9 protein-coding genes are annotated in these 13,205 nt (G+C 41.8%); all 9 read left to right on the forward strand.

Features of this window, described 5'->3' with window-relative positions; all coding sequences use genetic code 11:
* The first annotated feature begins 4 nt into the window (after positions 1-4).
* The 9 genes from EDC44_RS06225 (at position 5) to EDC44_RS06265 (ending at position 13,201) form a co-directional block, all read left to right on the forward strand.
* Positions 5-550: a DNA-processing protein DprA gene (locus EDC44_RS06225; RefSeq protein WP_131976462.1), complete on the forward strand. Its 546-nt coding sequence runs from the start codon at positions 5-7 to the stop codon at positions 548-550.
* Between the two features lie 6 nt (positions 551-556).
* On the forward strand, positions 557-1,393 hold the full coding sequence (locus EDC44_RS06230; RefSeq protein ID WP_207896742.1) for a PhzF family phenazine biosynthesis protein: 837 nt from the start codon (positions 557-559) through the stop codon (positions 1,391-1,393).
* 8 nt (positions 1,394-1,401) lie between these two features.
* Positions 1,402-1,944, forward strand: coding sequence for a RipA family octameric membrane protein (locus EDC44_RS06235; protein ID WP_131976466.1), 543 nt, complete (start codon positions 1,402-1,404; stop codon positions 1,942-1,944).
* Positions 1,945-1,956: 12 nt separating this feature from the next.
* Positions 1,957-5,151: a carbamoyl-phosphate synthase large subunit gene (gene carB, locus EDC44_RS06240; RefSeq protein ID WP_131976468.1), complete on the forward strand. Its 3,195-nt coding sequence runs from the start codon at positions 1,957-1,959 to the stop codon at positions 5,149-5,151.
* Between the two features lie 185 nt (positions 5,152-5,336).
* Entirely contained in the window at positions 5,337-8,300 is a 2,964-nt protein-coding gene (locus EDC44_RS06245; RefSeq protein ID WP_131976470.1) for a toxin VasX, read from the forward strand.
* Positions 8,287-9,267 (forward strand): hypothetical protein, encoded by a 981-nt coding sequence (locus EDC44_RS06250; protein WP_131976472.1) that lies wholly within the window; start codon positions 8,287-8,289, stop codon positions 9,265-9,267. Before EDC44_RS06245 ends, EDC44_RS06250 begins: the two co-directional genes overlap by 14 nt.
* Before the next feature lie 159 nt (positions 9,268-9,426).
* Positions 9,427-10,407, forward strand: a complete 981-nt coding sequence (locus tag EDC44_RS06255; protein WP_131976474.1) for a hypothetical protein — start codon at positions 9,427-9,429, stop codon at positions 10,405-10,407.
* Between the two features lie 230 nt (positions 10,408-10,637).
* Positions 10,638-11,624, forward strand: coding sequence for a hypothetical protein (locus EDC44_RS06260; RefSeq protein WP_131976476.1), 987 nt, complete (start codon positions 10,638-10,640; stop codon positions 11,622-11,624).
* Between the two features lie 176 nt (positions 11,625-11,800).
* Positions 11,801-13,201, forward strand: a complete 1,401-nt coding sequence (locus EDC44_RS06265) for a DUF4123 domain-containing protein (protein WP_131976479.1) — start codon at positions 11,801-11,803, stop codon at positions 13,199-13,201.
* Positions 13,202-13,205: the final 4 nt, after the last annotated feature.

Raw genomic sequence — 13,205 nt, forward strand, 5'->3', positions numbered from 1 at the left:
AATTATGTGTACGATCTTTTTTTCAGGTTCAAGAAGCATTAGCAAATTAAATAAAAAAATATCAGAAAGGATATCAAATAACATATTAAATAAAGGATTTTCTATAGTTGTTGGAGATGCTAATGGTATTGATAAAGCAATCCAAAAACTTTTGCTAAATAAATCATACAAAAATGTGATTATTTTTTGCTCTGGAAACACCTGTAGAAATAATCTTGGTAATTGGAAATCAGAAAATATTGAGACCGATGCTAAAGGTCGAGAATTTTTTGAAGCTAAAGATAAAAAAATGGCAGATATTGCTGATTACGGATTTGTTATTTGGGATGGGAAAAGCATAGGTTCCTTGAATAATATCGCAGAATTATTACAGAGAGATAAGTCTTCATTAGTATATTTTAAACCAAAAGATGAATTTATTAGCATTAGTTCTGAGGAAAACCTTAGAAATCTTCTAGATATAAATAGTAATCAAATAAACAATAAAATTAAAAATAAAGGTTCTATTTATTTAAAAAAAATAATAGCTCCACAAATTAGATTATTTTAATAAAGAATAATGAAATCCTACAACTACCAACTCGTCAACGTTTTCGCCGAAAGCCATTTCGGCGGCAATCCGCTGGCGGTATTTACCGACGCAGACAATTTAACGGACGAACAAATGCAGCTGATCGCCCGTCAGTTTAACTTGTCGGAATGCGTATTTTTTCAGACTGCGACGGATAAAAGTGCGGTCAGAAAATTGAGAATTTTTACTCCGGGCTGCGAGCTGCCGTTTGCGGGGCATCCCACTATTGGCTCAGCGTTTGTATTGCATACTTTATTGAATTTGGGTGACGATTATATGTTGGAAACCCAATCCGGTTTAGTGGAGATTCATCATCAAAACGATGTAATTACTCTCGCACTGAAAAACGGTGTGAAAACTGCCGAATGCACATTCAGCACCGCACAATGTGCGGAATTGCTGGGTTTGCAAGAATCCGACATTCTCAACGCCGATTGGGTGAACACCGGCACGAATCAATTATTAATTCGGGTTAACTCGGAAAGTGCGGTCGAAAATTGCAAAATTTCCGCCGCACTTTTTAATCAAATCTTGCCGAATCGCTCGGTTTACGTTTGGTTTACAGCAAATAACCAAGCAAAAGTGCGGTTATTTTTCCAAGCAAACGGCATAATCGCCGAAGATCCGGGCACAGGTTCCGCCGCGGCGAATTTAGGCGGTTGGTGTATCGTTAACGGCTTAAGCCCGATCGATTGGACGATTAACCAAGGCGACGAAATCGACCGCCCGAACCGTTTATCCTTAAAAGTCGATGAAAACAAAACGATTTTTGTCGGCGGTAAGGTCATCAAAGTAGGACAAGGTGAGTTGTTAGTACCGTAGAGAAAAATATGAATAGTCGACAATTAGAAAAATTATATGAACGCTGTATCCAAAATAGAAACTTAGAAATAGAGCAATTAGTTCAACGAAATAATTTTTTTATATTATTCCAAGGTATTTTATTTACTAGTATTTCAACTATCGCAACCTCTGGCAAAAGCATCCCCGTTTTACTAATGATACTAATTCTTGTTGGAATCATAATGTCTTGGTTTCAATGGAAGGGGGCTGCAGGTGCTAAATTTTGGCAAGAATATTGGGAAGCTAGGTTATTCAAGATCGAACAAGAATTAAATGAATGTTTAAGCCTAAAAATTTTGTTTAATGAAAAAGAACCTAAACAAATAGTATCGTTGCATTTAGAGCAATCAAAAAAATCTTGGTTAACAAAAAAATTGATTTTATCTTATGGCTCAGTTAGTTCTATTCCAATTTATATTGGATTAGTTTGCCTATATATTTGGATTTTTTTATTTGGATTCTTCTTATCCATTTACTATTCAGAAATATTTAACTCAATAATTACACTCACAATTAATCATATCAGTTAAGGAATTTATACCATGCCAAAACGTACAGACATAAACACAATTCTCATTATCGGCGCAGGGCCGATTGTCATCGGTCAGGCTTGCGAGTTTGACTACTCCGGCGCGCAGGCGTGCAAAGCCTTACGGGAAGAAGGCTATAAAGTGGTGTTGGTAAATTCCAATCCGGCGACCATTATGACCGATCCGAACATGGCGGATGTGACCTACATCGAGCCGATTACTTGGCAATCCGTAGAAAAAATTATTGCCAAAGAACGCCCGGATGCTATTTTACCCACCATGGGCGGACAAACCGCGTTAAACTGCGCGCTGGATTTATCCAAAAACAGCGTACTGAAAAAATATAACGTGGAACTTATCGGTGCCACGGAAGATGCCATTGATAAAGCGGAAGACCGCGGTCGTTTCAAAGAAGCCATGGCGAAAATCGGTTTAAATACGCCGAAATCCTTTATTTGTCATACTTTTGAAGAGGCGTGGGCGGCACAGGCGAAAGTGGGCTTTCCGACCTTAATCCGCCCTTCTTTCACCATGGGCGGTTCCGGCGGCGGTATCGCTTATAACCGCGATGAATTTCAAGCCATTTGCGAACGCGGCTTTGAAGCCTCGCCGACCCACGAATTGCTCATCGAACAATCCGTACTCGGCTGGAAAGAGTTTGAAATGGAAGTGGTTCGCGATAAAGCGGACAACTGCATTATCGTCTGCTCCATCGAAAATTTCGACCCGATGGGCGTGCATACCGGCGATTCCATTACCGTAGCACCGGCGCAAACCTTGACCGATAAAGAATATCAAATTATGCGTAACGCTTCCCTTGCCGTGCTACGCGAAATCGGTGTGGATACCGGCGGTTCCAACGTGCAATTTGCGGTAAATCCGGAAAACGGCGAAATGATCGTGATCGAAATGAACCCGCGCGTAAGCCGTTCTTCCGCACTTGCTTCCAAAGCAACGGGCTTCCCGATTGCCAAAGTGGCGGCAAAATTGGCGGTGGGTTACACCTTAAACGAACTTCGTAACGACATCACCGGCGGACTGATACCTGCCTCTTTCGAGCCTTCTATCGACTACGTGGTTACCAAAGTGCCGCGTTTCGCCTTTGAAAAATTCCCGCAGGCGGACGACCGTCTCACCACACAAATGAAATCCGTCGGCGAAGTGATGGCGATGGGACGAACTTTCCAAGAATCGATTCAAAAAGCCTTACGCGGTCTGGAAACCGGGATTTGCGGTTTCAATTTGAAAACCGAAGATACGGAAAAACTGCGTCATGAAATTTCCAATCCGGGGCCGGAGCGCCTGCTTTATGTAGCGGACGCTTTCGGTATCGGCTGGTCGTTGGACGAAGTATATCACTACACCAAAATCGATAAATGGTTCTTGGTTCAAATTCAGGATCTGGTGCTGGAAGAATTGGCACTTGAGAAAAAATCCTTCGGCGATTTAAGCGCCGACGAGCTACGCCGCATGAAACGCAAGGGTTTCTCCGACAAACGTATCGCCCAACTGGTAAAATCCGATGAAAGTGCGGTCAGAAATTTAAGAATTTCTTACAATTTGCACCCTGTTTATAAACGGGTGGATACTTGTGCCGGCGAGTTCAGCTCCGACACCGCCTACCTTTACTCCACTTATGAGGAAGAATGCGAGGCCAATCCGTCGGATCGCAAAAAAGTGATGATCTTAGGCGGCGGTCCGAACCGTATCGGACAAGGCATCGAATTCGACTATTGCTGCGTGCATGCGGCACTTGCTCTGCGTGAAAGCGGCTTTGAAACCATTATGGTGAACTGTAATCCGGAAACCGTTTCGACGGATTTCGATACTTCCGATCGTTTATATTTCGAACCGTTAACTCTGGAAGATGTGTTGGAAATCGTGCATATTGAAAAACCTTGGGGCGTTATCGTGCATTACGGCGGGCAAACGCCGCTCAAACTGGCGAACGCCCTGCAGGAAAACGGCGTAAATATTATCGGTACCTCTGCGGACAGCATTGACGCGGCGGAAGACCGTGCACGCTTCCAGCAAATTCTCAATTCGTTAAATTTAAAACAACCGAACAATCGCACCGCACACAATGCGGCGGAAGCGGTAAAACTGGCGGACGAAGTAGGCTATCCGTTGGTGGTGCGCCCGTCTTATGTGCTGGGCGGCCGTGCTATGCAAATCGTCTATAATGTGGACGAACTCAACCGCTATATGCGCGAAGCGGTGTCCGTATCCAACGACAGCCCGATTCTTCTCGATCATTTTCTGAACAATGCTATCGAAGTGGATGTGGACTGCATTTGCGACGGCACTCGGGCGGTTATCGGCGGTATTATGCAGCATATCGAACAGGCGGGTATTCACAGTGGCGACTCTGCCTGCTCCTTGCCTGCATATTCTTTGAGCCGGCAAATTCTGGACGAAATTCGTCGTCAAACCGTCGAAATGGCATTCGCCTTAAAAGTAAAAGGGCTAATGAACGTCCAATTCGCGGTGCAAAACGACGTGATTTACGTGCTTGAAGTAAACCCGCGCGCCAGCCGTACCGTACCGTTCGTCAGCAAAGCCACCGGCATGCCGTTGGCAAAAATCGCCGCGCGGGTCATGGCGGGTATTTCATTGGAAGAACAGGGCGTACAACACGAAATGATTCCGCAACATTATTTCGTCAAAGAAGCGGTATTCCCGTTCATCAAATTCCCGGGCGTAGATACCGTGCTCGGTCCCGAAATGCGCTCCACCGGCGAGGTAATGGGCGTAGGCGAAACCTTCTCGGAAGCGTTCCTGAAAGCACAAATCGGTGCGGGCGAGCATATTCCTAAAATCGGTAAAGTGTTTATTTCCGTCGCCGACGGCGACAAAGAAAAAGCGTTACACATTGCCAAACAGTTGCAAGAACAAGGCTACGGTTTATGTGCAACCTTCGGTACGGCACAATTTTTGCGGGAACGGGGCGTGGCGGTGCAAACCGTGAACAAAGTGCGAGAAGGACGCCCGAATATCGTCGATGCCATTAAAAACGGCGAAATCGCCATTGTTATCAACACATTAAATAACCAACCCGAATCACTAAGTGATAGTTATGAAATTCGACGCAGTGCTATTCAGCATAAAGTGTTTTTGCAAACCACAATGGCTGCCGCTCAGGCCTTAGTTGAAGGGATGAAAAGCATTGATCATATGAATGTGTATGCCTTACAAGAATTACATTAGCTTGGTGTGAAAAGTGCGGTCGGATTCAAAAAATTTTTGAAATCCTACCGCACTTTGAGTAAGGCATGCTGCATGACAAGCTGCGGGATTTTTTGAGACAATAGAAGCAAATTTTGCCCGACAGTTCCCGGAAGAATCGGAACGAGCCGATAAACTACTAAACTATTTTATAGGATAAAATCAATATGCCGACCCCATTTGAACCGAAACCACAACCTGTTGATTCCATATGTAAAGAATGTCAGGAATTTTATTATGTCTATCCGGTCAGATTTGCGTTGTCCGAACAAGCGTTTAAAAATATTGAAACGGCGGGCACCGTACCGACTTTGCCGACCGGCAGTACGGCAAATGCGGATTATGAGTTACGCCGCCTGCGTGACGGCTATGTTTATATATTAGCCGGCGATATGTCTTCACCGAGAGATTTAAGCGCGATTACGGCAAAAGCCGGCAGCCCGAAGGCATGGTATATCTATCGCTATCATTCTCCGGAATTGGAAAGTCTGTCAAGCCACAGAGACAAGCTGCCAATGCCTTACCATTTTCGCCAATATCATTGTGAAAACGGCGACCTGTCGCAGAATTGGACGGTCAATCCGCTTTCTACGCCGTGCATTATGCTGAATAAAGCGATTAAGCAAATTGAAATAATGTATTCCGATTTTGCCCTGCCGATAGCGTTGCTGAATAAACTGGCGGCGGATATTGAGGTACGACGGCAATGGATGAAGCACGTTGTGTTAAGAGAAAGTGCGGTGGATATTTTAACACTTTCCGAGTGCGTGAAAGATTTTTCGCCGGATGCAAAATTTGCAATACAAGAGCCGAGCAATCAATATCGCTTCAGTACGGTAGGTCGTATTCCCACAGGGTTTATTCCGGAAATTACCCCGAGAGGGAACGAACAGGGCGAAATCGTCGCCTTGGAAGATATGGTCGGCACGATGCGTGATTTAGCGCATTTTCATGTGTATTTGGACGACAAACGCAAAGCCATATTGCAAAAATATGAATATGCCATAACCACAGCACAATTGATTCATGCTTATATGCAGCGTAGCTTAATCACGACTAATCAGAGATTAAAGGCAAATTACGAACGTTTGAGCAGTTGGGGACGCGGTAGGGGGTTAACTTATACGCCGGATACGTTAGCTATGCAATATCAATCGTTAAAAGGCGTAGTACAAGACGAACATTTACAGAAAAACGCTCATCAGGATATTTTTAATCAATTAAAACGCGAATTGGCGCTGGATGACGAAATCCCCGGGTTAAATGCAATTGCGAAAATGGCAAATATTACGGGGCGTTTCGGTAAACCGTTTAGCTATCTTGTTCAGGTGCACACGCAACTGATAAGCGGTAATGAAATCAGACGGCGTATTGAGTTATTGAAAGCGTTATTAACGCAAGATAATGTGTCGTTAATGGATAATATTAAACGCATTGCCGAAACGGTTGCCGACAGCTGGTGTTTGCTGACTCATGGTTTATATTACGGATTGGATTTTACCCCGATAGGACAAAATGCGATGGTCGCTGCATTGGCGGGGACTACGGAGGCATTAGCGCCGGATATGCAAAGACCGGCGGATTTCAGTTTTAAAGCATTAAAAGAAAACCTTTCCGACTTGAAGTCGGTATTTGATGTTTTAAAAACGTCGGCGGAAACCCATCAACTTAATGTCGCGACCTTTGATTTGGTTGCCGATATCTTTGTGGATAAAATTTATTTACAGCAATTGGGCAGAAAATCGAACTTCACTTTAACCCATCAGAAGATTCAAGCGATTTATCAAGTATATCCGAAAACCGGAAATGCTAAACTGGTGAAACGGGATAATGTGTCAAGTCAAGGCAAAGTGCCGAAGAATGTACGAAAGCTCAAACAGACTTATCATTTGGAAAACGCGCGGCTACCGACGTTGGAAAACGGAAATTATCAGTTATTTCAAATTACGGATACACCGGCGGGATTAAAAAAACTGTTAGTTTATGCGCCGCTTTTCGAGATGTTTATGGCGGAGGAAAGTAAAGCCCATACGCGAGAGGGGCAATTAGCCGAATCGCCGGCGGTATCGGCATTAACCTTGTTTATCGGCGAGTTTGCCGACGACGGTGCATTAAAGGCGAATGTGAACGAAGCGTTAAGAGAGCTGAAGCAGCACACCGATATAACGAGAAAAGGACGGTTAATTTTTGTCGGGAAAAGCGCTTATACGTCGAATACAGTGAAAAATCTGACGCTAATCAAAAACGCGGTTATCAGCGCTAATAGCTTATTAGCCGGCGTGGGTGCATTGGTGGAATTCGGTTCTTGGAAAGAGGCGGAATATAAAGGCGACCGGATTATGTCGTTGTCGGCGACGGCAAAGGGTATAGGCGGCTTAATGGTAGAAGCCGGCATGGGGGGATTAGGGATTCTCTATGCGGCGAAGATAAACAGTGCATTATTAGCGGGCGGTTTAACGGCACTGGCCTATTTATTTATCGTAGCGGGGGCAGTTGCCGTGGTTGCAGGCACAATTTATTCCTTATTTGCGCCGGAGGAAATGGAATTATGGATTCGGGGTGGATTTTGGGGGAATAGTGTGAATTACTGGGGAACACCTGTTAAGGCATATGATTGGACAAATGAAAGATATAATATATTTTGGAACCAATTTACTAATAGTTATTTTAATTACCACGACGAAATGATTATTTCTCAGAATATTATTGATTTTTATCAAATCGAAATGCAGCGCTACTTTAGAATTACGGAAGAAATAAAATTATCTTCTCTGGATAAATATACGGTTTTAGTTGAACATTCTTCCATTGATAAAACACTGGCAAAACAGATTCAGGTTACGGAAGTGCAGTTATTATCCACCTTAGGCGGTTTTCATCCTTCCCCTATGCGTCCGCGAATTGAATTTATTGAAGCGGGCAAAGCCAAATTGATATTCTCGGAGCCATGGCGTTTGCCGACCCGCAGTTTTTATGAAAGTAAGGCAAAATATTCGGGGAATGTGAATGACGAACGCATCTTGCAAATGAAAGTAAAAGTGACCATGCCGGATTACAATAATGCGGAAAAGCGGTTTACTTCCAAATTAACCCTTTTAGATTTAATAGGATATCTCAATGCACAAAGATGATATTTACGAAGACTTAGGCTATTCCATAAGAAAACGCGGCGAAGATGAAATTGAAATTCGGCATTCATTGTTAGACGGTTATATCCGCGGTTTTTTTAGAGCATTGTTATTAGCTATGTTTTTATTAGGGAGTGCCATGGATATAAATAATGGGCTAACGCCGTTTCAATATGAGATTAAAAATCTAAAGGATAACTTTGAATGGACATTTAATTCTGATAAAAAATTATTTCCTTTATACGAAAAAGAAATGTCTATGCTGAAAAAAGGAATTGAGTTAGGTGAATACACAGGAAAATTAGAAAAATATGAAGAATATAAGAGTTTATATATAAACAAATATAGAAAATATGCTCATTTATGGACATATTTTCATATTATATGGATCTTTATTATTACTTTCTTAGTATTTCTCCCCCGCCCCCGAGGAATCCGAATAAACCGCAAAAAACGCCTGATTTACTGGCAATCAATATGCGGTGCGCATTCCATTGCTTATGTGCCGGAAACAGGCGATCCGCTAAGCGGTTTAACTTACAGCAAATTCGGTTTATACGCTTTTGGCGGACATAAACGCTTTTCTTTGCAAATCTGGATAAAAGACTATCAATCCAAACAGAAAACCACGAGCTTTTATGGCGTGTACCCAATGCCGAATCCTGAACATAACACCCATATTTTACAAGCAATCCGAGCTTATCTTAATGAAGATAAACCGGAATTTTTATCCCATATCGGCAACCGTTATCGAATCAGTTGCTTTAAACCGCTAATTTTCTTTTGCAATGCCTTTACATGGGGCATCCCGTTCCGCCGTCGTAAAGCGGAGAAGGCATTAAATAACGCACTCGCCTTATGGAACAGCCAAAATGATACACAAAAAATCGGTTGGTTTAATCATATCCGCAAAGCACAACAAGCGATTAACAAAGCCCATGCCGATGAGAATTTGGATAATAAGGCGTAAAACTCTTTTAAAACTGACCGCACTTTTGAGGGAATTCGGGGAATGTAAATGACGAACGCATCTTGCAAATGAAAGTAAAAGTGACAATGCCGGATTACAATAATACGGAAAAGCGGTTTACTTCCAACTTAACCCTTTTAGATTTAACAGGATATCTCAATGCACAAAGATGATATTTACGAAGACTTAGGTTATTCCATAAAAAAATGCGGCGAAGATGAAATTGAAATTCGGCATTCGTTGTTAGACGGTTATATCCGCGGTTTTTTTAGAGCATTGTTATTAGCGATGTTTTTATTAGGGAGTGCCATGGATATAAATAACGGGCTAACGCCTTTTCAATATGAAATTAAAAATATTAAAGAAGATTATCAATGGGCTTTTACTCCAGACGTGATAGTTCAACCTATTTATCATAGATATATTGAAATTGTATCTAAACCAAATTTTTTTGAGGAATTTCCTAGTGAAAAATTCATGAATTATAGTGAATATAAGGAATTATATTTAGAAGATCACAAATGGGCTAAAACTTGGATATATTTTTATTACATTTTAGGCATAATACTATGTTTTCTCATTTTTCTACCCCGCCCAAGAGGAATCCGAGTAAACCGCAAAAAACGCCTGATTTACTGGCAATCAATATGCGGTGTGCATTCCATTGCTTATGTGCCGGAAACAGGGGATCCGCTAAGCGGTTTAACTTACAGCAAATTCGGTTTATACGCTTTTGGCGGACATAAACGCTTTTCTTTGCAAATCTGGATAAAAGACTATCAATCCAAACAAAAAACCACGAGCTTTTATGGCGTGTACCCGATGCCGAATCCTGAACATAACACCCATATTTTACAAACAATCCGAGCTTATCTTAATGAAGATAAACCGGAATTTTTATCCCATATCGGCAACCGTTATCGAATCAGTTGCTTTAAACCGCTAATTTTCTTTTGCAATGCCTTTACATGGGGCATCCCGTTCCGCCGTCGTAAAGCGGATAAGGCATTAAATAAGGCACTCGACTTATGGAACAGCCAAAATGATACGCAAAAAATCGGCTGGTTTAACCATATCCGCAAAGCACAACAAGCGATTAACAAAGCCCATACCGATGAGAATTTGGATAATAAGGCGTAAAACTCTTTTAAAACCGACCGCACTTTTGAGGGAAAAACATAATAAGCTATTCTCGGAACCATGGCGTTTGCCAACCCGCAGTTTTTATGAAAGTAAGGCAAAATATTCGGGGAATGTGAATGACGAACGTATCTTGCAAATGAAAGTAAAAGTGACCATGCCGGATTACAATAATGCGCAAAAACGGTTTACTTCCAACTTAACCCTTTTAGATTTAATAGGATATCTCAATGCACAAAGATGATATTTACGAAGACTTAGGTTATTCCATAAGAAAACGCGGCGAAGATGAAATTGAAATTCGGCATTCATTGTTAGACGGTTATATCCGCGGTTTTTTTAGAGCATTGTTATTAGCGATGTTTTTATTAGGGAGTGCCATAGATATAAATAATGGGTTAAGTCCATTTCAGAGAGAAATAGAGAATTTTGAAAGAAAATATGAATGGACTTTTAATTCCGATATATTGATTAAACCAATGTATGAAGATACCGTCAAATTTTATAATGATCCTAAAATGATTGAAAAATATAAATTTTCTAAACCATTAGAAACTTATGAAGAATATAAATCGTCATACATAAATGAGTTTCATAGATATGATTATTTATCTTTATATGGAACAATAGCATTTCTTACAATCGCGGTTTTATTATGTTTTATCCCCCGCCCACGAGGAATCCGAGTAAACCGCAAAAAACGCCTGATTTACTGGCAATCAATCTGTGATGCTCATTCCATTGCTTATGTGCCGGAAACAGGCGATCCGCTAAGCGGTTTAACTTACAGCAAATTCGGTTTATACGCTTTTGGCGGACATAAACGCTTTTCTTTGCAAATTTGGATAAAAGACTATCAATCCAAACAAAAAACCACGAGCTTTTATGGTGTGTACCCGATGCCGAATCCTGAACATAACACCCATATTTTACAAACAATCCGAGCTTATCTTAATGAAGATAAACCGGAATTTTTATCCCATATCGGCAACCGTTATCGAATCAGTTGCTTTAAACCGCTAATTTTCTTCTGCAATGCCTTTACATGGGGCATCCCGTTCCGCCGTCGTAAAGCGGAGAAGGCGTTAAATAAGGCACTCGACTTATGGAACAGCCAAAATGATACACAAAAAAACGGCTGGTTTAACCATATCCGCAAAGCACAACAAGCGATTAACAAAGCCCATTCCAATGAAAATTTGGATAATAAGGCGTAAAACTCTTTTAAAACTGACCGCACTTTTGAGGGAAAAACATAAGAAGCCCATATCTCGGTCACAGGACAAACCACAGGTGGCTGATTTGCTAAAAAGTGCGGTTGAAAAATGAGGTGTTTTATTGTCTAATTTGTCTTTTATAATCTAGGTATTGCGTTCTTGTTATAGGAGATAATATGTCATCCCTTTGGATCCAACTCGGACAGTGTCGTCTAATACAGCAGCGAGAAAATCAAAATGAACGGTTTGAGCCGGTGGAAACGGATATTCAGGCAGCATTGCTTGCTTTTGCCGATAATAAAGCCGACTTTGAACGACGGGTAGCGAAATCCGATGTGCTGCTAAATCAATCCTTTCGCCCCACATTGGCGGCATTGCCTGCCGAAACCTTTTTTCAACGGCACGGTATGCTTGATTTATTGTACTATGCGCGCCGAATGCAGCCTGACGAAGTGCGGTTGGTGGAAATGGGCGAGGTATTTTCGGCAAAACCGATGGCTATGGAAACCGATTACCTGCTTCGTCATCAAATCCACCCGGTCAAATTGCTTGACCGCCAATTCGGGCGACACCCGAAATTATTTGCCCCTGACGAAATTGCGAAATTACTTTTTCCGGATTTGCCGATTCCTCCCGACGTGATGCAGCGTGGTTGGGAACAATGGCAACAACCTGTTTTCCCGCCTCCTGTAACCGACCCGAAAACAATGGAAAAAGACACCGCACTTTTTGGTGAAAACCTACCGCCGCTAAAATGTTATTTTATCTTAGATGCCAATAAGCATCCGTTGCTTCATCCCGAAGAATTTGAATGCCGCTCCGAGAGTTTATTTAAAGGCAAATTTGGTGAAGAAACCAAAGGAGTCGCACCTTATTTAATCGAAGTCCATCCTTATCCCGATTATCGAATAGAAAGTGAACTGATGGGACTGTTCCATGATAAAAATGCCATGACCACATTAAACTGGCATGAAAATTTAGGTATTTTTATCCATTCCCGCCATGATTTTGATACCGTGTTCAATCATCTGCGTAAATTTCCCATATTGAAAGACGAAAGCGGCAAATGGTTTTTCTTCCGTTTTTATGACCCGAAAGTCTTGCGTAATTATCTCAATATCATCGCAAACAGCCCTGAAAAATTAAGCAAGTTTTTCGGCTATGACGAACGCATTATTCATGCCTTTGGTTCAGGTTATGATGACAGTTTTTATTATTATCAGCTCAACGCCTTGCCTGAAGACACCATCCCGGCACCAATAGTGTTGACAAATTGGGAGAGAGAAGGATTCGCCGAACAAAAATGGTTGAAGCTAAAAGAAGATTTGGCGAATTATGCGATAGCACATTATCCGACGGTAGTGACCGAAGCGGATTTCGAACAATTATTATTAGATATGGACGAAGGAAAGAAAAAAGGCTATCAGCTGGAAAACTCAATTTTATATTATGCGCTTGCCAAACAAAGTGCGGTGCAAAATAAGGAAGATTTTGAGACAATAGAAGCAAATTTTGCCCGACAGTTTCCGGAAGAATCGGAACGAGCCGATAAACTACTAAACTATTTTATAGGATAAAATC

The organism is Cricetibacter osteomyelitidis, assembly GCF_004340985.1.
Lineage (GTDB): Bacteria > Pseudomonadota > Gammaproteobacteria > Enterobacterales > Pasteurellaceae > Cricetibacter > Cricetibacter osteomyelitidis.

Bases quoted from the DNA above. Each gene is read 5' to 3' on its own strand.
- EDC44_RS06225 (WP_131976462.1), top strand. From the start codon at position 5: ATGTGTACGATCTTTTTTTCAGGTTCAAGAAGCATTAGCAAATTAAAT.
- EDC44_RS06235 (WP_131976466.1), top strand. From the start codon at position 1,402: ATGAATAGTCGACAATTAGAAAAATTATATGAACGCTGTATCCAAAAT.
- carB (WP_131976468.1), top strand. From the start codon at position 1,957: ATGCCAAAACGTACAGACATAAACACAATTCTCATTATCGGCGCAGGG.
- EDC44_RS06245 (WP_131976470.1), top strand. From the start codon at position 5,337: ATGCCGACCCCATTTGAACCGAAACCACAACCTGTTGATTCCATATGT.
- EDC44_RS06250 (WP_131976472.1), top strand. From the start codon at position 8,287: ATGCACAAAGATGATATTTACGAAGACTTAGGCTATTCCATAAGAAAA.
- EDC44_RS06255 (WP_131976474.1), top strand. From the start codon at position 9,427: ATGCACAAAGATGATATTTACGAAGACTTAGGTTATTCCATAAAAAAA.
- EDC44_RS06260 (WP_131976476.1), top strand. From the start codon at position 10,638: ATGCACAAAGATGATATTTACGAAGACTTAGGTTATTCCATAAGAAAA.
- EDC44_RS06265 (WP_131976479.1), top strand. From the start codon at position 11,801: ATGTCATCCCTTTGGATCCAACTCGGACAGTGTCGTCTAATACAGCAG.